Source organism: Burkholderia sp. BDU5 (assembly GCF_001522845.1).
In the GTDB taxonomy this organism is placed as follows: domain Bacteria; phylum Pseudomonadota; class Gammaproteobacteria; order Burkholderiales; family Burkholderiaceae; genus Burkholderia; species Burkholderia mayonis.
Genome location: NZ_LOWC01000109.1, coordinates 124,644 through 150,973 on the forward strand (window position 1 = coordinate 124,644; position 26,330 = coordinate 150,973).

The window sequence follows — 26,330 nt, forward strand, 5'->3', positions numbered from 1 at the left end:
TCTGTCTCCCCCGGTTCTGAATGGTAGGCGGGCCGCGCTCCCCGGAACGTGCGCGGCTCGCGCCGCCGCGCCGAAAACGGGGCGCGACGGCATGCGTCCGAGGATATCATTTCCGCAGACTATTCAATATTTCGGGACAGTACGGACGAGCGTGCGCCGGCGGATCGCAGGCCGCTTCGCCTAAAACAAAAAAGCCCGCGCGATGCGCGGGCCTTCCGGCGATTCGAAGCTATCGGACGGCGCTCAGAAAGACGCGACCATCGAACCCTTGAACTGCTTCGCGATGAATTCCTTCACTTCCGGCGACTGGTACGCCTTCACGAGCTTCTTCACCCAAGGCTGATCCTTGTCCTTCGCGCGGACCGCGATCAGGTTCGCGTACGGGCTCGTCAGCGATTCGAGCGCGATCGCATCCTTGGTCGGCTGCAGGTTCGCGGCGAGCGCGTAATTCGTGTTGATCACGGCCGCGTCGACGTCGGACAGCACGCGCGGCAGTTGCGCGGCGTCGAGCTCGGTCAGCTTCAGCTTCTTCGGATTCTCCACGACGTCGAGCACGGTCGCGTTGTTGCCGCCCGTGCCGGCGCCCGCCTTCAGCTTGATCACGCCTTGCGTCTGCAGCAGCAGGAGCGCGCGGTTCTCGTTCGACGGATCGTTCGGCAGCGCGACCTTCGCGCCGGCCGGCAGATCCTTCAGCGACTTGAACTTCTTCGAATAGACGCCGATCGGCGAAATGTACGTGAGGCCCGCGCTCACGATCTTGTAGCCGCGCTGCTTCACCTGGCTGTCGAGGTACGGCTGGTGCTGGAAGCTGTTCGCGTCGAGGTCGCCCGCGTCGAGCGCCGCGTTCGGCTGCACGTAGTCGTTGAATTCGATCACCTTCACGCTGAGGCCCTGCTTTTCCTTGGCGACCTTCTGGACGACTTGCCAGACCTGCGCGTCCGGACCCGCGACCGTGCCGACCTTGATCACCTTGTCCTGCGCTTGCGCGCCGACGGAAACGGAGAGGGCAGCCGCGCCGGCCGCGACTGCGGAGACAACTTTCAGGAGAGTGCGACGCTTCATCTATTTCTCGCTTGCTTGCAGAACCATCCAGGCTCGATAAAGGGGGCGCGACGGCCTGACCGGCCGGGCCGCGCTGACGAAAGCGCAAATGGTGTCACAAGATCGCAAGGCTGTGAAATACATCCCGCTCATATAGGTATGGGATTGCGTCATGCGAGCGCCGGCTCGACGCGCCCGGACGAAGCGGCCGCATTCGGGCCGCCGCCCGCCGTACCCGCAGAAGCCGCGCCGTCGCCGACCTGGAACGCACTCACCGATTCACGCAGGCGCGCCGCCTGCTCCTGCAGCGACGACGCGGCGGCGGCCGCCTCCTCGACGAGCGCCGCGTTCTGCTGCGTCATTTCGTCCATCTGCGTGACGGCGCGGCCGACCTGCGAGATCCCGCTCGACTGCTCCTCGGATGCGGCCGCGATCTCGCCCATGATGTCGGTCACGCGCCGCACCGCCTGCAGGATCTCGGTCATCGTCGTGCCCGCCTGGCCGACGAGCGCCGAGCCGTTGTGCACGCGCTCGACCGACGCGTCGATCAGCTGCTTGATCTCCTTCGCCGCGGTCGCGCTCCGCTGCGCGAGCGAGCGCACCTCGCCCGCGACGACCGCGAAGCCGCGCCCCTGCTCGCCCGCGCGCGCCGCCTCGACGGCCGCATTGAGCGCGAGGATGTTGGTCTGGAACGCGATGCCGTCGATCACGCCGATGATGTCGGCGATCTTCTGCGAGCTGTCGTTGATCTCGCCCATCGTGCCGATCACGCGGCTCACGACGTCGTTGCCCTTCAGCGCGATCTCGGACGCGCTGTTCGCGAGCCCGCTCGCCTGTCGCGCGTTCTCGGCGTTCTGCTTGACCGTCGCGGTCAGCTCTTCCATGCTCGCCGCGGTCTCCTCGAGCGACGCGGCCTGCTGCTCGGTGCGCTGAGACAGGTCGTGATTGCCCGCTGCAATCTCGTGGCTCGCCGCCGCGATCGACTCCGCCGCAAGGCGTATGCCGCCGATCGTCGACTGCAGGCGGCCCTGCATGTCGCGCATCGCGGCCATCATGCTCGTCTCGTCGCCCGCGCGCACCGCGACGGGCCGCGTCAGGTCGCCCGCCGCGATCCGCGCGGCAAGCGTGGCCGCCTCGTCCGGCTCGCCGCCCAGGCTCGCGCGCACGTTGCGGATGATGACGAGCATCGCCGCCGTGATCACGAAGCCGATCACGAACACCATCGCGAGGTGGCCGACGAGCGTCTCGTAGTAGACGGTGTCGATGTCCTTCAGGAACACGCCGCTCGAGATGTTCCAGTCCCACGGCGCAAAGCGCGTCACGTAGCTGATCTTCGGCACCGCGGTCTCGCTGTGCGGCAGCCGCCCGCGATACTCGGCGAAGCCGTGCCCACGCTCCTTCGCCGCGTTCAGGATCGCGACGAAGAGCGGCTTGCCGTCCGGATCCAGGTAATCGCCGACCTGCGTGCCGACGAGCTTCGGCAGCGTCGGATGCATCAGCACGATGGGCTTCGAATCCATCACGAACAGATAGCCGGAATCGCCGTAGCGCATCGCCGACAGGCGCTCGAGCGCGTCGCGCCGCGCATCGGCGTCGCTCATCTTGCCGCTCTGCGCGAGCGCGTAATACGCCTTCACGACGCCCGCCGCCGAATCGACGAGGTTCGCCATCCCTTCCTTGCGCTCGGCGAGCATCGTCGAGCGCGTCTCGAACGCGCTCCACGCCCCCACCCCCAGCAATCCGACCCATACGAGCGCAAGCGCCAGCCACAACTTGCGATTCAAGCTCATTCTGTTCATCGTGTGTGCCTTCCCGTGTCGTGTTCGTTGCGCACCATCCGCGCCGCGGCCCCGGCAACGAACGATCGCTGCCGCTATTTACGGCACGCTGACTTACAACTTGAATGGAAGCGCGACGGCGGCGGTTGTGCTACAAGGACGGCTTGGCCGCGACAGGGCGTCGCGGTCCGCTTTCCGACGAGGCCTCCATGTACGTGATCGACATCCGCTACACCGCGCCGCTCGAGCGCATCGACGACGCGCTCGAACGCCACCGCGCGTATCTGCAACGCCATCTCGACGCCGGCGTGTTCGTCGCGTGCGGGCCGAAGGTGCCGCGCGACGGCGGCGTGATCCTCGCCGTGCGGATCGATCGCGACGTGCTGGATGCGATCCTCGAAACCGACCCGTTCGTCACCGATGGCCTCGTCACGTACACGGTGACCGAATTCAAGACGACGCGCGTCGCGCCGGGCGTCAATCTGCCGGCGCTGCCGTAAGCGGCGCGCGGGTTCGGGAAAAGAAAGGGAGAAGCGCGAAGGCGGGATCGACTGACGGGACGGCAAAACCGGCTGCTTGCGGCAAAACGCCGTTGTCCGCGGCGATTGCCGCGATCGCCGCGCCGCGATTTCCGCCATCGTCATGAAAAACACCCCGAAGGCCGGACCGGCGTCCGACGCTTCGGGGTGCATGTCGCGCCGACGTGCGGCCGCGCGGCCGCACGTTTCGCTATCAGTCGAGCAGCAGCTTCAGGTCGTGGACCCACGGCCCCGGCCCCTGGCCGTCGCGCACGAAGAGGCGCAGCTTGCCGTTCGGATCGAACACGTAGCTCGCAGCGGTGTGGTCCATCGTGTAGCTGTCGGGCGTCTTGCCCGGCACCTTCGCGTAATAGACGCGGAAATCCTTCGTCACCTTCTTCAGCTGCGCCTCGTCGGCGGGCCGCAGGCCGATGAAGGCCGGATTGAACGCGGGCACGTACTGGCCGAGGAGCGCCGCGGTGTCGCGCTCCGGATCGACGGTGACGAACAGCACCTGCACGCGCTTGCCGTCCGGGCCGAGCTGCTGCAGCGCCTGCGACAGCTCCGCCATCGTCGTCGGACACACGTCCGGGCAGTGCGTGTAGCCGAAGAACACGACGACCGCCTTGCCCTTGAATTCGCCGAGCGTGCGGATCTTGCCCGTCGTGTCCGGCAGCGCGAAGTCGCTCGCGAATTGCGAGTTGCCGGTGATGTCGAGATTCTGGAACGCCGGCTGCTTGTTGCAGCCCGCGATCGACAATGCGCCCGCGAGCATGCAGGCGAACAGCCAGCCGCGCTGCGCGCGGCGGCGTGCGAACAGGGATTTGAGCATCGCAATCGAACCGTTGGAGTTACATCCCGATCACGGGACGTGCGTAGTGATCGACCAAAAGCGCGGCGAACAGCAGCGACAGATAGACGATCGAATAGCGGAACGCCTTGCGCGCGAGCGCGTCCGAATAATCGCGATAGATCTTCCACGCGTACGCGAGGAAGATCGCGCCAAGCAGCACGGCGCTCGTCAGGTAGACGGCCCCGCTCATGCCGGAAATGAACGGCATCATCGTGACCGCGAACAGGATCACCGTGTACAGCAGGATGTGCAGCCGCGTGAACTTCTCGCCATGCGTGACGGGCAGCATCGGCAGGCCCGCGTTCTCGTAGTCCTTGCGGCGGTACAGCGCGAGCACCCAGAAGTGCGGCGGCGTCCAGACGAAGATGATCAGCACGAGAATCCACGCGTCGCCCGGCACCGCGCCCGTGACGGCCGCCCAGCCGAGCGCGGGCGGCATCGCGCCCGACGCGCCGCCGATCACGATGTTCTGCGGCGTCATCGGCTTGAGCAGCAGCGTGTAGATCACCGCGTAGCCGACGAACGTCGAGATCGTCAGCCACATCGTCAGCGGATTCGTGAACGTGTAGAGCGTCCAGGCGCCGAGGCCGCCCAGTACGGTCGAGAACACGAGGATCTGCGCGGTCGTGATCTCGCCGCGCGCGGACGGCCGCCACGCGGTGCGCCGCATCATCGCGTCGATCTTCTGCTCGACAAGGCAATTGATCGCAAACGCGGCGCCCGCCAGCAGCCAGATGCCGATCGTGCCGCCGAGCAGCACGGTCCACGGCACCATCCCCGGCGTCGCGAGGAACATCCCGATCACCGCGCAGAACACGGCGAGCTGCGTGACGCGAGGCTTCGTCAGCGCCAGATACTGGGAGAGGCGGCTACCGGGCGTTTGGGAAAGTGTGGTGTCCATGTACGGTCAACGTCACGCGGGCGCGGCGTCGCGCGCGGGTTGCGCGGCGCGGCCGGGACGGCTTGAAAGGATGCGAAAGTTTAGCATGACGACGAGGAGGAGCAGGATCGCGGCCCCCCCGTTATGCGCGACCGCGACCGGCAAAGGCCACTGCAACACGATATTCGTCAAACCCGTGACGAATTGCAGCACGACGACGACGAGCACGCCGTTCGCCGGGCGCCGCAACGACGCGAAGCGGCGCATCTTCAGCGCGAACGCGACCAGGTACGCGACGACGACGAACGCGAACGTCCGGTGCGTCCAGTGAATCGCGACGAGCGCGTCCTGCGTGATCGCGTCGCCGTCGTTCGTCATGCCGAGCGCGCGCCACAGGTGGAAGCCGTTGCGGAAGTCCATCGGCGGAATCCATGCGCCGTTGCAGGTCGGGAAGTCGGCGCACGCGAGCACCGCGTAATTCGTGCTGACCCAGCCGCCGAGCGCGATCTGCGCGACGAGCAGGACGAGCGCGGCGAGCGCCGCCGCGCGATAGCGGCCGGCCTCGGGCTCGTATGCGGGCAGCGGCGTCTGGCGCGCGGCGAGCCAGCCGAGCGTGCCGAGCAGCGTGAGGCCGAGCAGCAGATGGATCGTCACGATCACCGGCTGCAGCTTCATCGTCACGGTCCACGCGCCGAACGCGCCCTGCACGAGAATCAGCAGCAGCAGGCTCGTCGGCCACCACGGCGATACGTGGAGCGGCCGGCGGCGCAGCCGCGCGGCCCACGCGATCACGGTCTGCGCGATGATCAGCACGCCGATCGCCATCGCGAAATAGCGGTGGATCATCTCGATCCACGCCTTCGTCATACTGACGGGGCCCGTCGGCATCGCCTGATGCGCGGCGGTGATCGCCGCGTGCGCGACGAACGGCGACGACGTGCCATAGCAGCCCGGCCAGTCCGGGCAGCCGAGACCGGAATCGGTCAGGCGCGTAAAGCCGCCGAACATCACGAGATCGAGCGTCAGGAACGTCGTGATCCAGACAAGCTTGCGGAACTTGTCGTCGTCCGCCTTCACCCACACGTACGACAGCGGCAGCAGCGCGATGCAGAGGCCGATCAGGCCGAGTTGCAGTAGATACATCCGTGTTTCTCTCTTACCCTCTATCGCCGGTCGCAGCCGGCGCTCAACCGATGCTCGACCACTTGAGGAGCTTCGTCACGTCCTTCTTGATCTTGCTCGGATCCGGATTCTTCGGGAAACGCATCATCAAATTGCCGTTCGGATCGACGAGATAGATGTGATCGGCGACCTGCGTGCCCGCGTCGGCCGGCAGCCATGCGGCGACGGCGGCCGGATCGGCGCGCAGCTTGACCGTGTCCGGATATGCGTCCGCGATCGCGGCCGGCACGTTCGCCGCGTCGCTCTTCAGCCACACCATCGTGATCCGTTGCCGCTCGCCCGCCTGCGTCGCGCGCACCTGGCGCATGAAATAGAGCTTCTTCGCGCACACGTCGTTGCACGCGCCGCCGTCTTCCATCACGAACAGCCACACGCCGCGCAGCGACGCGAGCGGCACCGTCTTGCCCGCTTCGTCGACGACGTTCAGATCGGGCGGAATCGGCCGCTGCGGCTCGATCAGCGTGCCGTAGTTGGTCGCGCCGCCGCGCGGCTTGATCACGTAATACGTGAAATACGACGCGATCACGGGCGCCGCGCAGACGAGCGCGAGCGCGAGCAGCACCCAGCGGCCGCGCTTCCATGAACCGCGCTGCGCGGGTTCCGCTTGCCGGCCGCCCTGCGGCTCCGTCGGACGGGAAAATTGCATCACCAAAGAAACCTCTTGAAACGATGGACGTCGCGCGTCGCAGCGCGACGGACCGGCGCCGCCGTCACGCGTCGCCGGACTGCTTTTTCGCCGCGCGCCGCGCGGCATACAGACCGAAGCCGGCGGCAGCCGCCGCCATGCCCCACCATTGGAACATGTAACCGTAGTTGCGCTCGACGCCCGTCGTCGGCGCGGGCCAGTCGCGCACGAGCTTGTCGCCGCCGTCGCTCGTCTGCTGAATCACGAACGGCTGCAGCGGCAGGCCGGTTTCCTGCGCGTACGCGGCGGCGTCGAGATTCTGCCGGATCTTCTGATGCGCGGCCGAGCCGCCTTCGCCGAGCTCGAACGCGCGCGACGCGCTGCCGCGCGCGATGCCCTCGATCGTCACGTCGCCCGCCGGCGTCGCGAACGGCTCAATCGCGGTGCGGTCGGCGAAATTGCGCGGCAGCCATCCGCGGTTCACGAGCACGTAGCCGCCGTTCGCAAGCTTCAGCGGCATCACGACATAAAAGCCCGGCTGATCGTTGTACGGCCGGTTGTCGAGGAACACCGCGAGCTCCGGCATGAAGCGGCCAACCGCGCGCACGCGGTGGAACTCGATGTCCTTCAGCGCGACGGGCTCGCGCGGCACGTCGAAGGGACTCGCGTGCTCGTAGCGCGTGATCTGCGATTCGAGCGCCTCCTTCTGATGCGCGCGGTCGCGCTGCCAGAAACCGAGCCGCACCGTCACCGCGATCACCGCGAGAATCAGCAGCGCGGGCAGCCAGCGAATCCTCATCGCGCCGCTCCCTGGGGGCGACGACTGCCCGACCGAAGTGAGATAATGTTTTTTTTCTTCCTCTAATTGCCGGTTTCCGGTTAGCTTCATGCACATTCTCGTTCCGATCGCCTTCGTACTCATCATCGCCAGCATGGTGTCGGCGCTGTATTTCATGATGCACGACCGGGGCCATACGAAGCGGATGGTCTGGTCGCTCGCGATGCGAGTCGGCCTGTCGATCTCGCTGTTCCTGTTCATCCTGTTCGCGAACTGGATGGGCTGGATCCATTCGACCGGCATTCCGATCGGCCGCTGATGCGGCATAACGCCGCACGAACACGATCCATTTAAGCAAAAACGCCGCCCGACGAAGTCGGGGCGGCGCACCGGTCGGCCTGCGGCCCTTCGGCGCACATCGCGGCGCCGACGAACCAAGCAAACGGCCCGCGCATCGCTGCGCGGGCCGTTTTCGTTGTTACAGCCAGTAGACGACGACGTACAAGCCCAGCCAGACGACGTCGACGAAGTGCCAGTACCACGCGGCGCCTTCGAATGCGAAGTGGTGATCCGGCTTGAAGTGGCCGCGGATCATCCGCGCCAGCACCACCGCGAGCATCGTGCCGCCCAGGAACACGTGGAAGCCGTGGAAGCCCGTCAGCAGGAAGAACGTCGAGCCGTACACGCCGGAGCCGAGCGTCAGGTTCAGCTCGTTGTACGCGTGGAAATACTCGAAGCCCTGCAGGAACAGGAAGCAGATACCGAGCACGAGCGTCGCGGCGAGCCATGCGATCGCCTTCGTGCGGTGATCGTCGCGCAGCGCGTGGTGCGACACCGTCAACGTCGCGCCCGACGACAGCAGCAGCGCGGTGTTGAGGGTCGGGATCGGCCACGGGCCCATCGTCTTGAAGTGGCCGACGAGCGCGCCCGGGCCTTCGTTCGGCCACACGGCGGAAAAGTCCGGCCAGATCAGCTTGTAGTCGAGGCTGCCGAGCTGATGCATCGCGATTTCACGCGCATAGAACAGTGCGCCGAAGAACGCGCCGAAGAACATCACTTCGGAGAAGATGAACCAGCTCATGCTCCAGCGATACGACTTGTCGACGCGCTTGCCGTACATCCCGCTTTCGGACTCGGCGATCGCGTCGCCGAACCAGTGATACAGCACGAACAGAAGCCACAGCAGCCCGACGAGCGCCGTGTAGGGCGCCCACGGCTCGCCGTTGACCCACAGCGCAAACGAGCCGAGCATGACCAGCAGGCCGACGGCCGCGCTGATCGGGTGCTGCGACGGATGCGGCACGAAATAGTACGGGCTCTCGTTTTGACCGGTCATGCTTGATTCTCCACTTCAGTCCAATTTGTTCCGGAACGATCCGGCTTATTTCTCTCTCGCGGCGCACGCGGCGCCGCCTCACCTTCTGCTTGCGGACTCGCGAAGCCGCGCGCCCGCCAAATCCGAATCCGCTACCCCACCACCGCGCGCACGATCAGGATCAGCACGCCGACGAAGAGCGCCGCCCCGATCAACGCGGCGATCAGCACGTGCAGCGGGTTGAGCTGCGTCGCGTCCGCTTCGAGATCGCGCCGCTTGCGCACGCCGAAGAACGACCACAGGACCGCCTTCATCGTCTGCAAGAACGTACTCTTGTTACCCGATCCGCTCGTCATTGTCGCCCTCCCCTGTGTCAGGCGGCGGGCTTCGCAGCGGCGCCGCCCGTCTGCCCCGCGGCGCCACGCGCAGCGGGCGCCGGCGTATTCAACTCGAAAAACGTGTACGACAGCGTGATCGTCTTCACGTCCTTCGGCAGCTTCGGATCGATCACGAACACGACCGGCATATCGCGCGTCTCGTTCGCCGCGAGCGTCTGTTGCGTGAAGCAGAAACATTCGATCTTCTTGAAGAACTCGGTGGCCTGCTTCGGCGCGTAGCTCGGGATTGCCTGCGCGACCACCGTTCTGCCCTGCCCGTTCGTCACTTCGTAGACGACCGTCGTCAACTCGCCCGGATGCACGTCGATGCTGTTGCGCTTCGGCTTGAAGCCGAGCGGTCCGCGCGCGTTCGCGTCGAGCTCGATCGACACCGTCCGGGTGTAATCGATCTGCGTGTTCTTCGCCTCGCGCTCGCTGACGTCGCGCTGCAGCAAGTTGTTGATGCCGGTGATCTGGCAGATCGCGCGGTACATCGGCACCAACGCGAAGCCAAAGCCGAACATCAGCCCCGCCACGACGACGAGCTTCACGAGCATCGACCGGTTGAACGCGCGATCGACGTTCGCCTCGGACTTCGACATCAAGCCTTCCTCAATACTGCGTCAGGACGTGGACGCAATCCACTGCCGGACGACGGCACCCACAAAGAAAACGGCGACGACGATGAGCAGGATCAAAAGCAGCCGCTTGTTGCCCGCGCGAATCTCGTCGGGCGTTCGTCTTTTTTGTGAATTCCGGGTCATGCGATATTTTTTCGATTGGGACTCCGCCGCCCGCGTCGCACGACGCGGGCGGCGAAAATAGGCAAACCGTTACTCGACCGTCGGCGGATGCTCGAACGTGTGGAACGGAGCCGGGCTCGGCACCGTCCACTCGAGGCCCGTCGCGCCGTCCCACGGCTTGTCGGAAGCCCGCTCGAGCTCGCCGCCGCCGCGATACGCGGGCAGCACGACCGCGAACAGGAAGTACACCTGCGCGAGACCGAAGCCGAATGCGCCGATCGTCGCGAGCTGGTTGAAGTCAGTGAACTGCGCCGGGTAGTCCGCATAGCGTCGCGGCATGCCCGCGAGCCCGACGAAGTGCATCGGGAAGAACGTGATGTTGAAGAAGATCATCGACGACCAGAAGTGGATCTTCCCACGCGTCTCGTTGTACATCCAGCCCGTCCACTTCGGCGCCCAGTAGTACCACCCGGCGAAGAGAGCGAACAGCGAGCCCGCGACGAGCACGTAGTGGAAGTGCGCGACGACGAAGTACGTGCCGTGGTACTGGATGTCGAGCGGCGCCATCGCGAGCATCAGGCCCGTGAAGCCGCCCATCGTGAACACGAACAGGAAGCCGATCGCGAACAGCATCGGCGTCTCGAACGTCAGCGAGCCGCGCCACATCGTGGCCGTCCAGTTGAACACCTTCACGCCCGTCGGCACCGCAATCAGCATCGTCGCGTACATGAAGAAGAGCTGGCCCGTGACCGGCATGCCGGTCGCGAACATATGGTGCGCCCAGACCATGAACGACAGGATCGCGATCGACGCCGTCGCGTACACCATCGAGCTATAGCCGAACAGCGGCTTGCGCGAGAACGCCGGGATCACCTGCGACACGATCCCGAACGCCGGCAGAATCATGATGTACACCTCGGGGTGCCCGAAGAACCAGAAGATGTGCTGGTACATCACAGGATCGCCGCCGCCTGCCGCGTTGAAGAACGACGTGCCGAAGTGACGGTCGAACAGCACCATCGTGATCGCGCCCGCCAGAACCGGCATTACCGCGATCAGCAGGTAAGCGGTGATGAGCCACGTCCACGCGAACATCGGCATCTTCATCAGCGTCATGCCCGGCGCGCGCATGTTGAGCACCGTCACGACGATGTTGATCCCGCCCATGATCGACGACGCGCCCATGATGTGCACCGCGAAGATCGCGAAATCCATGCCCGGGCCCATCTGCGTCGAAAGCGGCGCATACAGCGTCCAGCCGGCGGCCGTCGCGCCGCCCGGCGCAAAGAACGAGCCGACGAGGAGCACCGCCGCGACGGGCAGCAGCCAGAAGCTGAAGTTGTTCATCCGCGCGAACGCCATGTCCGACGCGCCGATCTGCAGCGGAATCATCCAGTTCGCGAAACCGACGAAGGCCGGCATGATCGCGCCGAACACCATGATGAGGCCGTGCATCGTCGTCAGCTGGTTGAAGAACTCCGGCCGCATGATCTGCAGGCCCGGTTCGAACAGCTCGGCGCGAATCGCGAGCGCCATCACCCCGCCCGACAGGAACATGATGAACGAGAACAGCAGGTACAGCGTACCGATGTCCTTGTGGTTGGTGGCGAACAGCCAGCGCCGCCAGCCGTGCGGGGTTTCGTGCGCGTGGTCGTCGTGCGCGTGGCCCGCGGCTACGTCGTGCCCGATGCTAGACATGAGAATCTCCTAATGCGAATACGTCGACAAACACAGCGACACGTCAAGCCGCCGGCCCGATCTCGACCCGCCGGGCTTCCTTCGCGTCAGCCCCGCCCGTGATCGTTTCCGGCTTCTTCAGAATGATGCGGTCCTCGGCGATGCCCGCGACTTTCAGCGCATCGCGCACGGCTTGTGCGCGGCGCTTGGCCAGTTCGGCGTTCGCGTCGGCCGAGCCCGTCTTGTCGGTGAAGCCCGACAGCGCGAGCTTCGCGTCCGGATGCGCTTTCACGTATTCAGCCGCCGCGGCGATCGCGTCCTTCGCGTCGGCCGGCAGTTCGCTCTTGCCCGTCTCGAAATAGATCTCCGCCGGCAGCGCCTGTGCCTGCGTCTGGGCGGCCGCGCCCGAGGCTTCCGCCGCCGGCGCCGCCGTGTCGCCCGCCTGTTGCGCGGCGTCTTCCGGCAGCTTGCCGTTGCGTGCGTCGGCCACCTGCTTCGGCTGCAGCGAGTCGCCCTTGTGGTTGCCCCACGAATTGCGTTCGTACGTGATCACCGACGCGATGTCGAGATCCGACAGCGACGCCCACGACGGCATCGCGCCCTTGCCCTTCAGCACCTGCTCGAGGTGGCCGGCGATCGGGCCGTTGACGATCTTGCCGCCGTCGAGCGCCGGGAAAGCGCCGACGCCCTTGCCGTTCGGCTGGTGGCACACCGCGCAGTTCGCCTTGTAAACCTCTTCGCCGTGCGCCATCAGTTCGGCGCGCGTATACACCTTGTTCGGATCGACCGCGCCGGCTGCGAGCTTCGCCTTCTGCGTGTTCACCCACTTCGCGTAGTCGTCGTCCGACAGCACTTCGACGACGACCGGCATGTACGCGTGCTCCTTGCCGCAGAGCTCCGTGCAGAAGCCGCGGTAGGTGCCCGTCTTCTCCGCCTTGAACCAGGTATCGCGGACGAAGCCCGGGATCGCGTCCTGCTTGACGCCGAACGCCGGGACGTACCACGAGTGGACGACGTCGTTCGCGGTCGTGATGATGCGGATCTTCTTGTTGACCGGCACGACGAGCGGGTGATCGACTTCCTGCAGATAGGTGTCGCTGATCGGCTGCTGACCGTTGACTTCACTACGCGGCGTCGACAGCGTCGACAGGAAGCTGATGCCTTCGCCCGGCCCCTTCACATAGTCGTAGCCCCACTTCCATTGGTAGCCGGTGACCTTGACCGTGAGATCGGCGTTCGTCGTGTCCTTCATCGCGACGACGGCCTTCGTGGCGGGCAGCGCCATCAACACGACGATGATGAACGGCACGATCGTCCAGATGATTTCGACGGTGGTGCTTTCGTGGAAATTGGCGGCCTTGTGGCCTTTCGACTTACGGTGCGCGAAGATCGAATAGAACATCACGCCGAACACGCCGACGAAGATCACCGTGCAGAGGATCAGCATCATCGTGTGGAGGTCGTAGAGCTCCTCGGCGATCTTCGTCACGGGCGGCTGGAGATTGATCTCGTTGACGCGGGGGCCGCCCGGGCTGTCGCCGACCGCCAGAGCGGCGCCGGACAAGAGCAACCCGCTGCATGCCAGCACGCCCGTGAGGGCTCGCTTGATTGTTTTCATAGCTTCCTTACCCAAAATTTCCATTCAAACCCTCCCCCGTCGCTGGCCGCCCGCTTCACGCCGACCACCCCGTTCAGCCGCAGCGCGACAGCGACGCGCGCAGCTCGCGCGCGAACTGCGCGCGCCGGTATTGCGCGAGGTGCTGCCCGACCACGACGGCCTCTCCGCGCGACACCAACTTGATGGGATCGCGCGGCGACGCACCCGGCTCGACCCGCACCCAGCGCGGGTTCAATTCGAGCTGCGTCAGCCGCTCCGCGCTCATCCGCTCGATGACGAGCCGGTGAGGATACAGCCGGATGCGTTCGTAATCGACCGCATGGCGCGCATAGACCGCGAACGCGACACCCACCGCCAGCAACTCGATCCCGGTGAAAGGCAGCACGAGCCAGGCTCCGCGCCACGACAACAGGACCGCGATCAACAGCGAAAACGCCGCGAGCGACACGTAGAACGCCACGAATTGACGCGGCGACACCGAACAGTTGCGCTTCATCAGCCAGTCCGCGAGGACCGGTTCGGCGTCATGCAAACCGTTCGCTGCTTCCATCGCTGCCTCTCGCGAATGGCGTCTGATGCTTGGCCCTCATCGGGCCGGCCGTCCTGTATTGTGAGGACCCCCAGGACGACAAACTGTCGCATTATAGGCGGGTTCAAAGTCATCCACAAGCAAACGGCCATCGCCCGGCAAGCCAAGCGCGACAAGCTTTCCGGCCATTTTAGGAGGCTTTTTCCAGCCTCCCGCGGCCGTTGATTCCCGGCATAACGAAACCCCGCTTTACCGCGTCACGAACGCTTCGGCCGCCCTCTGCCGATGTCCTGCACGCGCACGATGCTAAAGCCTTCCGCAGTCATGCGCGGTGCCGCCTTCCATGCGTGCCCGTAGATCACCTCGAACGTCAGCGGAATCGTGCCGTCGTCGCGCCGGCGCGCTTCGAGCGCATCGTGGAGCGCCGCGCGCAGGCGGCGCGACGCATGTCCCGACGCGTCGCGCCCGAACGGATACGCGCCCAGGCGGCGCACGTCCGCAAGCAGCGAATCGGGCGACTTGTAGGTGACGGTCAGCGTCTCCTGGTCCATCACCGGAATCTCGAAGCCGCTCTCGGCGAGCATGTCGCCGAGATCGTGCATGTCGACGAAATCGATCACGCGGGCGGCAGCGGGCGCGCCGCCCGCCGCGGCGGCCGCCTCCGCGCATGCGGCGCGCAGCTCGCGCAGCGTGTCGGGGCCGAGCGTGCTGAACATCAGCAGCCCGTCGACGCGCAGCACGCGATGCCATTCAGGGAACACGAGATCGGGACGCGCGTGCCAGTGCAGCGCGAAGTTGGACCAGAGGAGATCGAACGCGTCGCTCGCGAACGGCAACGCGGAGAAATCGGCTTGCGCGACGCGCGGCCCGCGATGGCCGAGCGCCTTCGACAGCGTCGCCGGCAGGAACCGGCGCCAGCTCGTCTCGGCGGTGTCGCGCGCGGCCGCGCGCACGAGCATCCCGCGCGACACGTCGACGCCGAACACGGGCGCTTCCGGGAAGCGCGCGCGCAGCAACGGCAGATCGTCACCCGTGCCGCAGCCCGCATCGAGCACGCCCGCCGGATTCACCTTGATGTAGTCGAGGCGCTCGCGCATCCGCTGCGCGATTTCGCGCGGCAGGAACGACACGGCGTCGAACGCGGCGGCGCGGCGGTCGAAGATTCGCTGCAAGCGCCGTGAATCATAGGCCGGACGGCTGGTTTCTACGGGAGCTGGGGACATGTCGGGCACACTGGCGAAGAGCCCGAAGTATACTCGCTCGCTTCGCGCCATTCAGCGAAGCGGCCCGTTGCAGGAGCCGGACCATGGCGAATCCCGTCGTATTGCGATGCGGCATACGGGCGGCGGCGGCGCGCTTGGGCATTGCCCTGGCACGTTTTTCCGCTGTTGCGCTGCCGAACCGCTGCGCACTGTGCGGCAATTTGTCACATCGGACAATTTGCGACTGTTGTGACCGCGCATATTGGAATGAGGCGCGGCTGCGCTGCCCGCGCTGCGCGTTGCCGCTGCCCGGCGCGCGCGGACCGGGCGGCGCGATGCGCTACCGTTGCGGCGCATGCGCCGAGTCGCCGCCGCCGTTCGACGCGACGCTCGCGCTCGCCGATTACCGCGCGCCGCTCGACAGCCTCGCGATCGACCTGAAGTTCCGCGCGCAACTCGCGCTCGGCCGCGAATTCGGCGAGCGCCTCGCGCGGCTCGCGGCGGACGCGCTCGACGGCGCGCCGCCGATCGACGTAATCGCGCCCGTGCCGCTCGCGCGGCGCCGGCTCGTCGAGCGCGGCTATAACCAGGCGTGGACGATCGCGCGGCCGCTCGCGCGTGTGCTGAAGGTGCGCGCCGACGCGACGCTCGCCGCGCGCGTGGCCGACACCGCGCCGCAATCGCGGCTCGCGTTCGATGCGCGGCGCGCGAACGTCGCGGCGGCGTTCGAGATCGCGCGCCCGGTCGCGGGCCTGCACGTCGGGGTCGTCGACGACGTGATGACGTCGGGCGCGACGCTCGACGCGCTCGCGCGCAAACTGAAGGAAGCGGGCGCGCGACGCGTGACGAACTTCGTCGCGCTGCGCACCGCGAAGGATTGACGGCGCGCCGCATCGCGCCACCCACACGCGTTCACACGCTTTTCACCGATCGAATCGAATCATGTTCAACGTCGTTCTCGTCGAGCCCGAAATTCCGCCGAACACCGGCAACGTGATCCGGCTATGCGCCAACACGGGCGCGCGGCTGCATCTGATCGAGCCGCTCGGCTTCCCGCTCGACGACGCGAGGATGCGCCGCGCTGGACTCGACTATCACGAATATGCGCAGATGCGCGTCCATCGCGATTGGGATGCGTTCATCGCCGCCGAGGCGCCCGATCCCGCGCGCATGTTCGCGTTCACGACGCGCGGCTCGGGACGCTTTCACGATCGCGCGTTCGTGCCGGGCGACTGGTTCGTGTTCGGCGCGGAAACGCGCGGGCTCGCGCCCGAGCTCGTCGAGCGCTTTCCGTCCGAGCAGCGCGTGCGGCTGCCGATGCGGCCGGGCAATCGCAGCCTCAATCTGTCGAATACGGTCGCGGTGGTCGTGTTCGAGGCGTGGCGGCAGGCGGGGTTCGAAGGCGGGGCTTGAGAAGCGCGCGGGGCATTGAGCGGATCGATTCGAGCGATCGGGACCACGGCGAAAAGCTGCGCCGAATGTCGCGCTGCCTGTGTCGCTGCCGGTCGCCGGCGAAAGTGAATCCGGCAAGGCGAACGGGCCGGGATCGTTCACGCCGCAGCGGGCCGCTCCGTAACGGATCGACGGCGAGACGGCGGGAACGAAGAAGGCCGCGACTTCGTCTTTGTGTACTACGTCGATGACAGCGCTCGACGCCCCCGTCAAAACCGCGCAAGCTCCGCGCGATAGAGCTCGAGCATCGCGTCGGAAAAGCACGCGAACACGATGCGCTCGAATTTCGCGCCGGCCAACGCGTCGACCACCGTGCGCACCGCGATCGCAGTCGCATCGTCGGACGGGAAGCGATACACGCCGCAACTGATCGCGGGAAACGCAAGCGACACGCAACCGGCGTCGGCCGCCACCTCGAGCGAGCGCCGGTAGCACGACGTGAGCAGTTCGGGCTCGCCGCGCCCGCCGCCGTGCCATACCGGGCCGACCGCGTGGATCACGAACTTCGCGGGCAGCCGGTAGCCGCGCGTGAGCTTTGCGTCGCCCGTCGCGCAGCCGCCGAGCGTCGCGCATTCCTTGACGAGCTCGGGCCCCGCTGCGCGATGGATCGCGCCGTCCACGCCGCCGCCGCCCAGCAGCGACTCGTTGGCCGCATTGACGATTGCGTCGAGCGCGAGCGTCGTGATGTCGACGACGCGCGCCTCGACCGACGTCGAACCGATGCTCGGCATGACGTCCTCCATCGAATTGATCGCGATACGCACAGCGTACGCTCGCCCGGCCCGTGCGCACAGACGCACGAAACCGGTGCGCGCAATGCCGCGCGCCCGATTTCGCTTGTCTCGCTTGGTTGGGTTCGATTCGGCTCGTCGGAGCCTATTCGGCCTTCGCATCCCTGCGCAGCAGGCCGCTCACCGCGTCGCGCGGCGCGACGCCGTCGAACAGCACCGCGCACACCGCTTCGGTAATCGGCATGTCGACCCCGCGCTCGCGCGCGATCGACAGCACCGCATGCGCGCACCGCACGCCTTCGGCCACATGGCCGAGCGCGGTCAGAATATCGTCGAGCGAACGGCCGGCGGCGAGTTGCAGACCGACGGTCCGGTTGCGCGACAGATCGCCCGTCGCCGTGAGGATCAGGTCGCCCAGGCCCGTGAGGCCGGTGAACGTCTCCGCGCGGCCGCCGAGCGCGACGCCCAGGCGCGACATCTCCGCCAGCCCACGGGTGATGAGCGCCGCGCGCGCGTTGAGCCCGAGGCCGAGGCCGTCGGCGATGCCCGTCGCGATCGCGAGCACGTTCTTCACCGCGCCGCCGACCTCGACGCCGACGACATCGTCACCGGTGTAGATGCGCATCGCGCCGTGATGGAACGCGGCGAGCGTGCGCTCGCGGCACGCGGCCGACGCGCTCGCGACCGTCAACGCAACAGGCAGCCCCTGCGCGACTTCGCGCGCGAAGCTCGGCCCGGACAGCACGCCGTAGCTGGCGTGATCCGGCAGCTCCTCGCCGACCATCTGATGCGGCAGCAGCCGCGTGTCCGCCTCGAAGCCCTTGCAGACCCAGACGAAGTGCGCGGGTACGCAGCCCGCATCGCGCATCGCGCGGCACAGCGCACGCAGCCCGGCCACGGGCGCGGCGATCACGCAAAGCGCGTCGTCCGCTTGCGCGTGCGACACCGCCGTCGCGAGATCGGCCTCGTAGCGCAGCGCCGGCGGCAGCGCGACGCCATCCAGGTAGCGGACGTTCTCGCGCCGCGCCGCGAGCTCGGCGACGAGCGCGGCGTCGCGCGCCCACAGCAGCGTGTCGTGCCGCGCGGCGAGATGCGCCGCGAGCGCGGTGCCCCACGCGCCAGCGCCGAGAACAGCGACTTTCATGCTCAGCACCGATCGTCGTTCGCGCTCAGTTCAGCGTCGTGCCGTTCGGCGCGCCGCCTTGCTGTTGTTGCGAAATTTCCGCGAGACGCTGCTCGTAGAGCGCCTGGAAGTTGATCTCGGCGAGATGGATCGGCGGGAAGCCTGCACGCGTGATCGAATCGGCGATGTTCGAGCGCAGGTACGGGAACAGAATCGTCGGGCATGCGATGCCGCAGAGCGGGTCGATCTGCTCGGCCGGGATGTTGCGGATATCGAAGATGCCCGCCTGCTTCGCTTCGACGAGGAACGCGACCTTCTCGTGCACCTTCGCGGTGACGGTGCCCGCGACGACGATCTCGTACACGGTGTCGGCAAGTCGCTCGGCCTTCACGTCGACTTCGACTTCAACGGCCGGCATCTCCTGTTCGAGGAAGATCGCAGGCGAATTCGGCTGCTCGAGCGACAGATCCTTCAGGTAGATGCGCTGGATGTTGAAGAATGGTTGGTTTTCTACGTCGGACATGGTGGCTCCCTAAAAATGATTTCGCGGCGGCCGGAACCCTCCGGCACGCCCGGTGTAATCGTGCTTGGACCGCGCGCCGTCCGCAAGGCGGTGGCGGAGCGGTTGCTTGCGCCTGGTCAGGCGGCTTCGAGGAGCGGCTTCAGGCCGCCTTCGCGGTCGAGCTTCGACAGGTCGTCGTAGCCGCCGACGTGCATGTCGCCGATGTAGATCTGCGGCACGGTGCGGCGGCCGGTGCGCTCCATCATTTCGGCGCGACGCTCCGGCTCCTTGTCGATCAGCACTTTCTCGACGTGCTCGACGCCGCGCAGCTTGAGCAGCCGCTCGGCCTGGATGCAATACGGGCACACCTGCGTGCTGTACATGACCACTTTGTTCACTTCGCCACTCCTTATTTGACGACCGGCATGCCGGCTTGCTGCCACGCGCTGAGGCCGCCCTGCAGCACGTGGACGTCCTGGTAGCCTGCGTCCTCGACGATCTTGCGCGCCTTTTGCGACTGCTGACCGTTCTGGCACACGAGCAGCACGGGCGTGCCCTTGTTCTTCGCGAGCTGGCCGGCCTTCGCCTGCAGCTCGCCGAACTCGACGGAGCGCGCGGACGGCAGATGGCCCGCGCCGTACTCGGCCGCCGGGCGCAGATCGACGACGATCGCGTTGCGGCGGTTGATCAGTTGGGTCGCCTCCGCGGCCGACAGGCCGCCGCCTCCGCGCCGCAGCGCGGGCCATGCGAGGAGACCGCCGGAAACCACCAGGATCGCGATGAGCGCGAGGTTCGTGTAATCGGTGAAAAACGTCACGGAGAATCCGCCGAAAAAGAGAAATCGGAAAGGGCAATCTTGCCATTATAAAATAACCGTCTGACGCGATGTCGCCCCGGAGCCGGGTCCGCATCCGCGCTTACCGCTTCCTCACTACCGACCGCAAGCATCTATGTACAAGCTCGTTCTCATCCGCCACGGCGAATCGACCTGGAACAAGGAAAACCGCTTCACCGGCTGGGTCGACGTCGACCTGACCGAACAAGGCAACCGCGAAGCCCAGCAAGCCGGCCAGCTCCTGAAGGAAGCCGGCTACGCGTTCGACATCGCGTACACGTCGGTGCTGAAGCGCGCAATCCGCACGCTCTGGCATGTGCAGGACCAGATGGATCTGATGTACGTGCCCGTCGTCCACTCGTGGCGGCTGAACGAGCGCCACTACGGCGCGCTGTCGGGCCTCAACAAGACGGAAACGGCCGCGAAGTACGGCGACGAGCAGGTGCTGGTCTGGCGCCGCAGCTACGACACGCCGCCGCCGGCGCTCGAGCCGACCGACGAGCGCGCGCCGTACGACGATCCGCGCTACGCGAAGGTGCCGCGCGAGCAGCTGCCGCTCACCGAATGCCTGAAGGACACGGTCGCGCGCGTGCTGCCGCTGTGGAACGAATCGATCGCGCCGGCGGTGAAGGCCGGCAAGCAGGTGCTGATCGCCGCGCACGGCAACTCGCTGCGCGCGCTGATCAAGTATCTCGACGGCATCTCCGATGCGGACATCGTCGGCCTGAACATCCCGAACGGCGTGCCGCTCGTCTACGAGCTCGACGAGAGCCTGAAGCCCATCCGGCACTACTACCTCGGCGACCAGGACGCGATCGCGCAGGCGCAGGCCGCCGTCGCGCAACAGGGCAAGGCAACCGCGGCGTAACCCCCCGCACGCACGCGCCGCGCGAACCTGTTTCGCGCGGCGTTGTCGGAATCCTGCTGGCGTTCCCCGTTTCGCCCCAATCCACAAGGCATCCGGACGAACAGTTATACTTGACCGTCCTATGACCGTCCCGTTGCTCCCGCGACAGCCACGCGCTTTCCGATCGCACCAGACTCTATGCGTATGAAATTGAAGAACATCGGCCTGATTGCCGCGGGCCTCGCGACCGGCGTCTTCGCGACGCTGCAAATCTCCGCGTCGGCCCAGCAGGCCGTCACGACGGCCGCAGCGCCGCTGCCGCTCGACCAGTTGCGGCTTTTCGCCGAAGTGTTCGGGCAGATCAAGCGCGAATACGTCGAGCCCGTCGACGACAAGAAACTGCTGACCGCGGCGATCAAGGGCATGGTGTCGAGCCTCGACCCGCACTCGTCGTATCTCGACAAGACCGATTACCAGGAACTGCAGGAGCAGACGAAGGGCCGCTTCGCCGGACTCGGCATCGAAATCTCGCAGGAAGACGGCCTCGTCAAGGTGATCTCGCCGATCGAAGACACGCCAGCATTCCGCGCCGGCATCCGTCCGGGCGACCTGATCACCCGCATCAATGATCGCCCGGTGCGCGGCATGACGCTCGACAAGGCGGTCAAGCAGATGCGCGGCGAACCCGGCACGAAGGTCACGCTGACGATCTTCCGCAAGAGCGACGACCGCACGTTCCCCGTCACGGTCACGCGCGCGGTGATCCGCGTGCAGAGCGTGAAGATGAAGCTGCTCGATCCGGGCTACGCGTACATCCGCGTCACGAGCTTTCAGGAACGCACGACGCCCGATCTCGCCGCAAAGCTGCAGGACATCGCGCGCCAGCAGCCGAACCTGAAGGGCCTGATCCTCGATCTGCGCAACAACGGCGGCGGCCTGCTGCAGAGCGCCGTCGGCGTCGCGGGCGCGTTCCTGCCGCCGGATTCCGTCGTCGTGTCGACGAACGGCCAGATCCCCGATTCGAAGCAGATCTATCGCGACAACTACGAGAACTACCGGCTGCCGTCGTTCGATTCCGACCCGCTGAAGAGTCTGCCGCCCGTCTTCAAGACCGTGCCGATGGTAGTGCTGACGAACGCGTATTCGGCGTCGGCGTCGGAGATCGTCGCGGGCGCGCTGCAGGACGCGCATCGCGCGGTCATCATGGGCAAGGCGACGTTCGGCAAGGGCTCGGTGCAGACGGTCCGGCCGATGACGGCGGACACCGCGCTGCGCCTGACGACCGCGTACTACTACACGCCGAGCGGCCGCTCGATCCAGAACAAGGGCATCCTGCCCGACATTCCGGTCGACCAGTACGCGGACGGCGATCCGGACGACGTGCTCGTCACGCGCGAGGTCGACTACACGAACCACCTCGCGAACACGCAGGATCCGAACGAGAAGAAGGAACTCGAGGACCGCGAGCAGCGCCGGATGGAGCAGTTGCGCATTCTCGAAGAGCAGAACGACAAGAAGACGCCCGAGCAGCGTCAGAAGGATCGCGAACGCAAGCCGATCGAATTCGGCAGCGCCGACGATTTCATGATGCAGCAGGCGCTCAACAAGCTCGAAGGCAAGCCGGTTGAGCAGTCGAAGATGCTCGTCGCCGAAAGCGCGTCGAAGGGCGCGGCCGACAAGGCGGCTGGCGCGTCGGCGCCGAAGGCCGCATCGAAGGCTGCGCCGAAGCCCGCTTCGGCGGCCAAGCCGGCATCGGCAGCGAAGCCCGCTTCGGCGCCGCAGCCGCAGTAAGCGCGCGACGCAACGCACGGGCCATCGCGGCAAGCCGCCGCGATGGCCCGTTTTCTTTGCGCGCCTAGAATAATATCGAGACCGTTTCCCCGTCCCGCATCCCCACGATGAACGACGATCAACTCCTCCGCTACTCCCGTCACATCCTCGTCGACGAAATCGGCATCGAAGCGCAGCAGCGCTTTCTCGACGCACATGCGATCGTCGTCGGCGCGGGCGGGCTCGGGTCGCCTGCGGCGATGTATCTTGCGGCGGCGGGCGTCGGCACGATCACGCTCGTCGATGCCGACACCGTCGATCTCACGAACCTGCAGCGGCAGATCCTGCACGTGACGGCGTCGGTCGGCCGCCCGAAGGTCGAATCGGGACGCGACGCGCTCGCGCGGCTCAATCCCGACGTGAAGGTGAACGCAATCGCCGAGCGTGTCGACGACGCGTGGCTGAACGCGCACGTGCCGCAAGCGAGCGTCGTGCTCGACTGCACCGACAACTTCGCGACGCGCCACGCGATCAACCGCGCGTGCGTCGCGCATCGCGTGCCGCTCGTGTCGGGCGCGGCGCTGCGCTTCGACGGGCAGATCAGCACGTTCGACTTCCGCGATCCAGGCTCGCCGTGCTACGCATGCGTGTTTCCGGAAGATCAGCCGTTCGAGGAAGTCGCGTGTTCGACGATGGGCGTGTTCGCGCCGACCGTCGGCATCATCGGCGCGATGCAGGCGGCCGAGGCATTGCGCGTGATCGGCGGAATCGGCACGACGCTCGTCGGCAGGCTGATGATGCTCGACTCGCTGCGGATGGAATGGAACACGATGAAGATCGCGCGGCAACCGGATTGCCCGGTGTGCGGCGCGGGGGAATCGCATTGAGCGGCGGCGTTGGCGTTGAAACTTAACGCGCGATCGCGCTTTCGAGCGGCCCGCGACGAACGAGCCTCCCCACTGCGCGCGAACACTTCAGCTCCGGCTTCCGTAGACGACGCGCGCGCCCAAGCACACGCCCCGCCCGGTCAAGCCGCGACGTCCGCCCGCGGTTCGGCGCTCGCGAGCCGTGTGAGCGCGGCCTGCACCTCTTCCGGCTCGAACGCCGCGAGCACGTCCGCGGTCGGCTTCTCGAGCGCCTTCAGATGCGCGCGCAGGATTTCCTGCTTCACGACGAGCAACTGGCTCGGATGCATCGAGAACTCGGTGAGCCCCATGCCGAGCAAAAGGCGCGTCAACGCCGGATCGCCCGCCATCTCGCCGCACACCGACACCGGCACGCCCGCGCGCTTCGCCTCGCGCAGCGTGAACGCGATCAGGTGCAGCACCGCCGGATGCAGCGGATCGTACAGATGCGCGACCGCGTTGTCCGCGCGGTCGATTGCGAGCGTGTACTGGATCAGATCGTTGGTGCCGATCGACAGGAAATCGACGCGCTTCAAGAACAGCGGCAGTGCAATCGCCGCAGCCGGAATCTCGATCATCGCGCCGACGCGCACGTTCGGATCGTACGCGAGTCCCGCCGCGTCGAGCTGTCGCTTCGCCTCGCTGATGAGGTCGAGCGTCTGGTCGATCTCCTGCGCGTGCGCGAGCATCGGCACCAGGATCTTGACCTGGCCGAACGCCGACGCGCGCAGGATCGCGCGCAGCTGCGTCAGGAACATTTGCGGCTCCGACAGGCTCCAGCGAATCGCGCGCAGGCCGAGCGCCGGGTTCGGCGCGGTTTCGTAGCCTTCGTCGTGCAAGTCGAGCGGCTTGTCCGCGCCGACGTCGATCGTGCGGATCGTGACGGGCATCCCGCGCATCAGCTCGACCGCACGCTTGTACGCGGCGAACTGCTCCTCTTCCTCCGGCATCCGGTTCTTGCTCATGAACAGGAACTCGGAGCGGAACAGGCCGACGCCGACCGCGCCCGCGTCGACGGCCGCCTTCGCGTCGTCGGGCAGCTCGATGTTCGCGAGCAGGTCGATCTTCGTGCCGCAGAGCGTCTGCGCGGGCGAGAACTTGAGCCGCTGCAGCTTGCGCTGCTCGAGCGCCTTCTCCGATTGCCGGTATGAGTATTCCTCGAGCACGATCGGCGCGGGATCGACGATCACGATTCCCTGGTCGCCGTCGACGATGATGAGATCGTCCTGGCGGATCAGCGCGCTCGCGTGCTGCACGCCGACCGCGGCCGGAATCCCGAGGCTGCGCGCGACGATCGCCGTGTGCGACGTGCGTCCGCCCAAGTCGGTGACGAACGCCTGGAACGACTGCGTCTTGAACTGCATCATGTCGGCGGGCGCGATGTCGTGCGCGACGACGATCATCTCGTCGCGGCCGTTGCCCGCGGCCCGGTCGAGCGCCTGCGCGGCGGACGGCGCGCCCGCGAGCGCCTTCAGCACCCGCTCGACGACCTGCTCGATATCCGCCTTGCGCTCGCGCAGGTATTCGTCTTCGATGTCGTCGAAGTGGCTGGCGAGCACGTCGAGCTGCTCGGTCAGCGCCCATTCGACGTTGTAGCGGCGCGCGCGGATGAGGTCGATGGTTTCCTGCACGAGCAGCGCATCGCCGAGGATCATCGCGTGCACATCGATGAACGCGGCGACTTCGGTCGGCGTATCGTCGGTCAAATCGGCGCGCAGCGCATTCAGCTCGCCGCGCACCGCTTCGAGCGCCGCGCGGAAGCGCTCGATCTCGGCTTCGATCCGCTCGGCCTCGATCAGATAATGTGCGACGTCGAGCGCCGCCGGCGCGATCAGATACGCTCGTCCGATCGCGATGCCTCTTGAAACGGGAATCCCATGCAGCGTGAAGGACACGCGCACCTCCTTGATCACGTGAGCCGCGGCGCACCGCTGCGATGCGCTTATGACCCCGACGGTCGATTATAAATTCCGCACGACCCGCGTGACTGCGTGCAGTGCAGCATCGCTGCGCGACGTCACATGACGAAAAAAATGCCGCGACGTGGCGCGGCATCCTCGCTGGATAGCGAAACGGCATGCCGCCGTGGCGTTATTGCCCTTCGCCGAATTTGTCGGCGATCAATTTGAGGAGCGCGTCCATCGCCTCTCGCTCGTCGGGCCCTTCGGTCTCGATCGTCACCGCGCTGCCGATGCCCGCCGCGAGCATCATGACGCCCATGATGCTCTTCGCGTTGATCCGGCGACCATTGCGCGTCATCCAGACTTCCGACTGAAAATTGCCCGCGAGCTGCGTGAGCTTGGCCGACGCGCGCGCATGGAGCCCCAATTTGTTCACGATGGTTGTTTCTTGTTGAAGCATGGTGTTCCGATGAGGTCAAAACGGGCTGCGGCCGGCCTGCCGGCCGCACGAGGGTAATGCGAATCGGTGCGTCGGCTCAGTGCGGCTGGGTCTGTGCTTTTGGCTCCGGCGGAATCGGTGCGCACTCGCCGCAGCCGAGCGCGCTCGGTCGTGGCGGCGGCGTGCCGGCGGCGATCTCGTGGATGCCTTTCGTCGAGCCGGCGAGCGCCTTGTCGACGAGCGTGTCGAGCGGCGTCGTCCGGTAGCAGACGGCGCGCACGAGCATCGGCAGATTGACGCCTGCGAGCACCCGGACGCCTTCGATCTTCGCGAGCTGCCCGGCGATGTTCGCGGGCGTCGCGCCGTACATGTCGGTCAGCACGAGCGCGCCGTTTTCTTCCTTCAGGCGCGCGAGTTCCGCGTGCGCGAACGCCATGACCTGGATCGGATCGTTGTCCGCCTGCACGTCGATACAACCGATGCGCGCGGGCAACCCGCCGTAGATGTGCGCGATGCAGTCCCGCAAAGCGGTAGCGAGCGGCGCATGCGCGATGATGAGAATGCCTGCCATGTCAGCCTTGCAACGTGTTCGGCCCGACCGCCGGGCCTGACGCACGGAAAACCGTGCCGGGCGAGCGGGCATTGTAGCAGGCCAGTCGAGCCCGTCCGGCCGAGCGTCCCGTCCGGCCGAACCGATCCGGCGACGGGG

The 26,330-nt window shown here is 66.5% G+C and carries 31 protein-coding genes; 7 read left to right on the forward strand and 24 right to left on the reverse strand.

Going from position 1 to position 26,330, the window contains the following annotated elements:
- Nucleotides 1-243 precede the first annotated feature (243 nt).
- The 3 genes from WS69_RS16610 to WS69_RS16615 are packed head-to-tail and all read right to left on the reverse strand — an operon-like array spanning nucleotide 244 to nucleotide 2,840.
- Nucleotides 244-1,062, reverse strand: a complete 819-nt coding sequence (locus tag WS69_RS16610) for a MetQ/NlpA family ABC transporter substrate-binding protein (RefSeq protein ID WP_059471812.1) — start codon at nucleotides 1,060-1,062, stop codon at nucleotides 244-246.
- A complete protein-coding gene (locus WS69_RS31280; RefSeq protein ID WP_082716240.1) occupies nucleotides 1,063-1,215 on the reverse strand; it encodes a permease in 153 nt (50 codons plus the stop codon).
- Nucleotides 1,212-2,840, reverse strand: a complete 1,629-nt coding sequence (locus WS69_RS16615) for a methyl-accepting chemotaxis protein (protein ID WP_059471813.1) — start codon at nucleotides 2,838-2,840, stop codon at nucleotides 1,212-1,214. Before WS69_RS16615 ends, WS69_RS31280 begins: the two co-directional genes overlap by 4 nt.
- A 188-nt stretch (nucleotides 2,841-3,028) precedes the next feature.
- Between WS69_RS16615 and WS69_RS16620 the strand changes: the two genes are divergently transcribed.
- Nucleotides 3,029-3,319, forward strand: a complete 291-nt coding sequence (locus tag WS69_RS16620) for a YciI family protein (protein ID WP_059471814.1) — start codon at nucleotides 3,029-3,031, stop codon at nucleotides 3,317-3,319.
- Nucleotides 3,320-3,551: 232 nt separating this feature from the next.
- Here the strand turns inward: WS69_RS16620 and WS69_RS16625 are convergent, their stop codons facing one another.
- The 5 genes from WS69_RS16625 to WS69_RS16645 all read right to left on the reverse strand — a co-directional run bounded on the left by WS69_RS16625 (nucleotide 3,552) and on the right by WS69_RS16645 (nucleotide 7,676).
- Nucleotides 3,552-4,169 (reverse strand): SCO family protein, encoded by a 618-nt coding sequence (locus WS69_RS16625; protein WP_059471815.1) that lies wholly within the window; start codon nucleotides 4,167-4,169, stop codon nucleotides 3,552-3,554.
- Nucleotides 4,170-4,188: 19 nt separating this feature from the next.
- On the reverse strand, nucleotides 4,189-5,091 hold the full coding sequence (gene cyoE, locus WS69_RS16630; RefSeq protein ID WP_059471816.1) for a heme o synthase: 903 nt from the start codon (nucleotides 5,089-5,091) through the stop codon (nucleotides 4,189-4,191).
- A 12-nt stretch (nucleotides 5,092-5,103) separates the two neighbouring features.
- Nucleotides 5,104-6,213 carry a COX15/CtaA family protein gene (locus WS69_RS16635; RefSeq protein WP_059471817.1) on the reverse strand — a complete coding sequence of 370 codons (1,110 nt, stop codon included), beginning with the start codon at nucleotides 6,211-6,213 and terminating at the stop codon, nucleotides 5,104-5,106.
- Nucleotides 6,214-6,256: 43 nt separating this feature from the next.
- The gene (locus WS69_RS16640; protein ID WP_059471818.1) at nucleotides 6,257-6,898 is read right to left on the reverse strand and encodes an SCO family protein; all 642 of its coding nucleotides are present in this window, start codon (nucleotides 6,896-6,898) and stop codon (nucleotides 6,257-6,259) included.
- Between the two features lie 64 nt (nucleotides 6,899-6,962).
- Nucleotides 6,963-7,676, reverse strand: coding sequence for an SURF1 family protein (locus tag WS69_RS16645; protein ID WP_059471819.1), 714 nt, complete (start codon nucleotides 7,674-7,676; stop codon nucleotides 6,963-6,965).
- A gap of 88 nt (nucleotides 7,677-7,764) precedes the next feature.
- Between WS69_RS16645 and WS69_RS16650 the strand changes: the two genes are divergently transcribed.
- Nucleotides 7,765-7,974: a twin transmembrane helix small protein gene (locus tag WS69_RS16650; protein ID WP_004200193.1), complete on the forward strand. Its 210-nt coding sequence runs from the start codon at nucleotides 7,765-7,767 to the stop codon at nucleotides 7,972-7,974.
- A gap of 159 nt (nucleotides 7,975-8,133) precedes the next feature.
- Here the strand turns inward: WS69_RS16650 and WS69_RS16655 are convergent, their stop codons facing one another.
- From WS69_RS16655 to WS69_RS16685, 8 genes are all read right to left on the reverse strand, one after another.
- The gene (locus tag WS69_RS16655; protein ID WP_059471820.1) at nucleotides 8,134-8,991 is read right to left on the reverse strand and encodes a cytochrome c oxidase subunit 3; all 858 of its coding nucleotides are present in this window, start codon (nucleotides 8,989-8,991) and stop codon (nucleotides 8,134-8,136) included.
- Nucleotides 8,992-9,122: 131 nt separating this feature from the next.
- Entirely contained in the window at nucleotides 9,123-9,326 is a 204-nt protein-coding gene (locus tag WS69_RS16660; protein WP_059471821.1) for a DUF2970 domain-containing protein, read from the reverse strand.
- Nucleotides 9,327-9,343: 17 nt separating this feature from the next.
- The gene (locus WS69_RS16665; protein WP_059471822.1) at nucleotides 9,344-9,949 is read right to left on the reverse strand and encodes a cytochrome c oxidase assembly protein; all 606 of its coding nucleotides are present in this window, start codon (nucleotides 9,947-9,949) and stop codon (nucleotides 9,344-9,346) included.
- 21 nt (nucleotides 9,950-9,970) lie between these two features.
- Entirely contained in the window at nucleotides 9,971-10,111 is a 141-nt protein-coding gene (locus tag WS69_RS31290) for a cytochrome oxidase small assembly protein (protein WP_004550920.1), read from the reverse strand.
- A 69-nt stretch (nucleotides 10,112-10,180) separates the two neighbouring features.
- Complete coding sequence (gene ctaD / locus WS69_RS16670) at nucleotides 10,181-11,788, reverse strand: cytochrome c oxidase subunit I (RefSeq protein ID WP_006024427.1); 1,608 nt, start codon at nucleotides 11,786-11,788, stop codon at nucleotides 10,181-10,183.
- Between the two features lie 43 nt (nucleotides 11,789-11,831).
- Entirely contained in the window at nucleotides 11,832-13,409 is a 1,578-nt protein-coding gene (gene coxB, locus WS69_RS16675; RefSeq protein WP_059471823.1) for a cytochrome c oxidase subunit II, read from the reverse strand.
- A 49-nt stretch (nucleotides 13,410-13,458) separates the two neighbouring features.
- Nucleotides 13,459-13,935, reverse strand: coding sequence for a DUF2244 domain-containing protein (locus tag WS69_RS16680; RefSeq protein ID WP_059471824.1), 477 nt, complete (start codon nucleotides 13,933-13,935; stop codon nucleotides 13,459-13,461).
- 236 nt (nucleotides 13,936-14,171) lie between these two features.
- A complete protein-coding gene (locus WS69_RS16685) occupies nucleotides 14,172-15,137 on the reverse strand; it encodes a methyltransferase domain-containing protein (protein ID WP_059471825.1) in 966 nt (321 codons plus the stop codon).
- Nucleotides 15,138-15,220: 83 nt separating this feature from the next.
- Between WS69_RS16685 and WS69_RS16690 the strand changes: the two genes are divergently transcribed.
- A complete protein-coding gene (locus WS69_RS16690) occupies nucleotides 15,221-15,997 on the forward strand; it encodes a ComF family protein (protein ID WP_059471826.1) in 777 nt (258 codons plus the stop codon).
- Between the two features lie 61 nt (nucleotides 15,998-16,058).
- Nucleotides 16,059-16,529 (forward strand): tRNA (uridine(34)/cytosine(34)/5-carboxymethylaminomethyluridine(34)-2'-O)-methyltransferase TrmL, encoded by a 471-nt coding sequence (gene trmL, locus WS69_RS16695; protein WP_059471827.1) that lies wholly within the window; start codon nucleotides 16,059-16,061, stop codon nucleotides 16,527-16,529.
- Between the two features lie 248 nt (nucleotides 16,530-16,777).
- Here trmL and WS69_RS16700 read toward each other — a convergent pair whose 3' ends face one another.
- The 5 genes from WS69_RS16700 to WS69_RS16720 form a co-directional block, all read right to left on the reverse strand.
- Nucleotides 16,778-17,299 (reverse strand): O-acetyl-ADP-ribose deacetylase, encoded by a 522-nt coding sequence (locus WS69_RS16700; RefSeq protein WP_059471980.1) that lies wholly within the window; start codon nucleotides 17,297-17,299, stop codon nucleotides 16,778-16,780.
- A gap of 145 nt (nucleotides 17,300-17,444) precedes the next feature.
- Nucleotides 17,445-18,443: an NAD(P)H-dependent glycerol-3-phosphate dehydrogenase gene (locus tag WS69_RS16705; RefSeq protein WP_059471828.1), complete on the reverse strand. Its 999-nt coding sequence runs from the start codon at nucleotides 18,441-18,443 to the stop codon at nucleotides 17,445-17,447.
- Nucleotides 18,444-18,468: 25 nt separating this feature from the next.
- Nucleotides 18,469-18,945, reverse strand: coding sequence for a protein-export chaperone SecB (secB, locus tag WS69_RS16710; protein WP_059471829.1), 477 nt, complete (start codon nucleotides 18,943-18,945; stop codon nucleotides 18,469-18,471).
- 116 nt (nucleotides 18,946-19,061) lie between these two features.
- Nucleotides 19,062-19,322 carry a glutaredoxin 3 gene (gene grxC, locus WS69_RS16715; protein ID WP_059471830.1) on the reverse strand — a complete coding sequence of 87 codons (261 nt, stop codon included), beginning with the start codon at nucleotides 19,320-19,322 and terminating at the stop codon, nucleotides 19,062-19,064.
- An 11-nt stretch (nucleotides 19,323-19,333) separates the two neighbouring features.
- Complete coding sequence (locus tag WS69_RS16720) at nucleotides 19,334-19,741, reverse strand: rhodanese-like domain-containing protein (RefSeq protein WP_010101426.1); 408 nt, start codon at nucleotides 19,739-19,741, stop codon at nucleotides 19,334-19,336.
- A gap of 133 nt (nucleotides 19,742-19,874) precedes the next feature.
- Here WS69_RS16720 and gpmA point away from each other — a divergent pair, with 133 nt between their 5' ends.
- From gpmA to WS69_RS16735, 3 genes are all read left to right on the forward strand, one after another.
- Complete coding sequence (gpmA, locus tag WS69_RS16725) at nucleotides 19,875-20,627, forward strand: 2,3-diphosphoglycerate-dependent phosphoglycerate mutase (protein WP_059471831.1); 753 nt, start codon at nucleotides 19,875-19,877, stop codon at nucleotides 20,625-20,627.
- A 177-nt stretch (nucleotides 20,628-20,804) separates the two neighbouring features.
- Nucleotides 20,805-22,397 carry a S41 family peptidase gene (locus tag WS69_RS16730; protein ID WP_059471832.1) on the forward strand — a complete coding sequence of 531 codons (1,593 nt, stop codon included), beginning with the start codon at nucleotides 20,805-20,807 and terminating at the stop codon, nucleotides 22,395-22,397.
- A 107-nt stretch (nucleotides 22,398-22,504) separates the two neighbouring features.
- Nucleotides 22,505-23,263, forward strand: a complete 759-nt coding sequence (locus tag WS69_RS16735; RefSeq protein WP_059471833.1) for a HesA/MoeB/ThiF family protein — start codon at nucleotides 22,505-22,507, stop codon at nucleotides 23,261-23,263.
- A 140-nt stretch (nucleotides 23,264-23,403) separates the two neighbouring features.
- On the opposite strand, the gene ptsP is transcribed toward WS69_RS16735, so the two are convergent.
- The 3 genes from ptsP to WS69_RS16750 all read right to left on the reverse strand — a co-directional run bounded on the left by ptsP (nucleotide 23,404) and on the right by WS69_RS16750 (nucleotide 26,192).
- Entirely contained in the window at nucleotides 23,404-25,194 is a 1,791-nt protein-coding gene (gene ptsP / locus WS69_RS16740) for a phosphoenolpyruvate--protein phosphotransferase (protein WP_197419272.1), read from the reverse strand.
- A gap of 178 nt (nucleotides 25,195-25,372) precedes the next feature.
- A complete protein-coding gene (locus tag WS69_RS16745; protein WP_059471834.1) occupies nucleotides 25,373-25,642 on the reverse strand; it encodes an HPr family phosphocarrier protein in 270 nt (89 codons plus the stop codon).
- Between the two features lie 76 nt (nucleotides 25,643-25,718).
- Entirely contained in the window at nucleotides 25,719-26,192 is a 474-nt protein-coding gene (locus tag WS69_RS16750; RefSeq protein ID WP_059471835.1) for a PTS sugar transporter subunit IIA, read from the reverse strand.
- Between the last annotated feature and the right edge of the window lie 138 nt (nucleotides 26,193-26,330).

What these genes read in the sequence shown, in the direction of transcription:
- WS69_RS16610 (WP_059471812.1), bottom strand. Translation starts at nt 1,062, where the DNA reads ATGAAGCGTCGCACTCTCCTGAAAGTTGTCTCCGCAGTCGCGGCCGGC.
- WS69_RS31280 (WP_082716240.1), bottom strand. Translation starts at nt 1,215, where the DNA reads ATGACGCAATCCCATACCTATATGAGCGGGATGTATTTCACAGCCTTG.
- WS69_RS16615 (WP_059471813.1), bottom strand. Translation starts at nt 2,840, where the DNA reads ATGAACAGAATGAGCTTGAATCGCAAGTTGTGGCTGGCGCTTGCGCTC.
- WS69_RS16620 (WP_059471814.1), top strand. Translation starts at nt 3,029, where the DNA reads ATGTACGTGATCGACATCCGCTACACCGCGCCGCTCGAGCGCATCGAC.
- WS69_RS16625 (WP_059471815.1), bottom strand. Translation starts at nt 4,169, where the DNA reads ATGCTCAAATCCCTGTTCGCACGCCGCCGCGCGCAGCGCGGCTGGCTG.
- cyoE (WP_059471816.1), bottom strand. Translation starts at nt 5,091, where the DNA reads ATGGACACCACACTTTCCCAAACGCCCGGTAGCCGCCTCTCCCAGTAT.
- WS69_RS16635 (WP_059471817.1), bottom strand. Translation starts at nt 6,213, where the DNA reads ATGTATCTACTGCAACTCGGCCTGATCGGCCTCTGCATCGCGCTGCTG.
- WS69_RS16640 (WP_059471818.1), bottom strand. Translation starts at nt 6,898, where the DNA reads ATGCAATTTTCCCGTCCGACGGAGCCGCAGGGCGGCCGGCAAGCGGAA.
- WS69_RS16645 (WP_059471819.1), bottom strand. Translation starts at nt 7,676, where the DNA reads ATGAGGATTCGCTGGCTGCCCGCGCTGCTGATTCTCGCGGTGATCGCG.
- WS69_RS16650 (WP_004200193.1), top strand. Translation starts at nt 7,765, where the DNA reads ATGCACATTCTCGTTCCGATCGCCTTCGTACTCATCATCGCCAGCATG.
- WS69_RS16655 (WP_059471820.1), bottom strand. Translation starts at nt 8,991, where the DNA reads ATGACCGGTCAAAACGAGAGCCCGTACTATTTCGTGCCGCATCCGTCG.
- WS69_RS16660 (WP_059471821.1), bottom strand. Translation starts at nt 9,326, where the DNA reads ATGACGAGCGGATCGGGTAACAAGAGTACGTTCTTGCAGACGATGAAG.
- WS69_RS16665 (WP_059471822.1), bottom strand. Translation starts at nt 9,949, where the DNA reads ATGTCGAAGTCCGAGGCGAACGTCGATCGCGCGTTCAACCGGTCGATG.
- WS69_RS31290 (WP_004550920.1), bottom strand. Translation starts at nt 10,111, where the DNA reads ATGACCCGGAATTCACAAAAAAGACGAACGCCCGACGAGATTCGCGCG.
- ctaD (WP_006024427.1), bottom strand. Translation starts at nt 11,788, where the DNA reads ATGTCTAGCATCGGGCACGACGTAGCCGCGGGCCACGCGCACGACGAC.
- coxB (WP_059471823.1), bottom strand. Translation starts at nt 13,409, where the DNA reads ATGGAAATTTTGGGTAAGGAAGCTATGAAAACAATCAAGCGAGCCCTC.
- WS69_RS16680 (WP_059471824.1), bottom strand. Translation starts at nt 13,935, where the DNA reads ATGGAAGCAGCGAACGGTTTGCATGACGCCGAACCGGTCCTCGCGGAC.
- WS69_RS16685 (WP_059471825.1), bottom strand. Translation starts at nt 15,137, where the DNA reads ATGTCCCCAGCTCCCGTAGAAACCAGCCGTCCGGCCTATGATTCACGG.
- WS69_RS16690 (WP_059471826.1), top strand. Translation starts at nt 15,221, where the DNA reads ATGGCGAATCCCGTCGTATTGCGATGCGGCATACGGGCGGCGGCGGCG.
- trmL (WP_059471827.1), top strand. Translation starts at nt 16,059, where the DNA reads ATGTTCAACGTCGTTCTCGTCGAGCCCGAAATTCCGCCGAACACCGGC.
- WS69_RS16700 (WP_059471980.1), bottom strand. Translation starts at nt 17,299, where the DNA reads ATGCCGAGCATCGGTTCGACGTCGGTCGAGGCGCGCGTCGTCGACATC.
- WS69_RS16705 (WP_059471828.1), bottom strand. Translation starts at nt 18,443, where the DNA reads ATGAAAGTCGCTGTTCTCGGCGCTGGCGCGTGGGGCACCGCGCTCGCG.
- secB (WP_059471829.1), bottom strand. Translation starts at nt 18,945, where the DNA reads ATGTCCGACGTAGAAAACCAACCATTCTTCAACATCCAGCGCATCTAC.
- gpmA (WP_059471831.1), top strand. Translation starts at nt 19,875, where the DNA reads ATGTACAAGCTCGTTCTCATCCGCCACGGCGAATCGACCTGGAACAAG.
- WS69_RS16730 (WP_059471832.1), top strand. Translation starts at nt 20,805, where the DNA reads ATGCGTATGAAATTGAAGAACATCGGCCTGATTGCCGCGGGCCTCGCG.
- WS69_RS16735 (WP_059471833.1), top strand. Translation starts at nt 22,505, where the DNA reads ATGAACGACGATCAACTCCTCCGCTACTCCCGTCACATCCTCGTCGAC.
- WS69_RS16745 (WP_059471834.1), bottom strand. Translation starts at nt 25,642, where the DNA reads ATGCTTCAACAAGAAACAACCATCGTGAACAAATTGGGGCTCCATGCG.
- WS69_RS16750 (WP_059471835.1), bottom strand. Translation starts at nt 26,192, where the DNA reads ATGGCAGGCATTCTCATCATCGCGCATGCGCCGCTCGCTACCGCTTTG.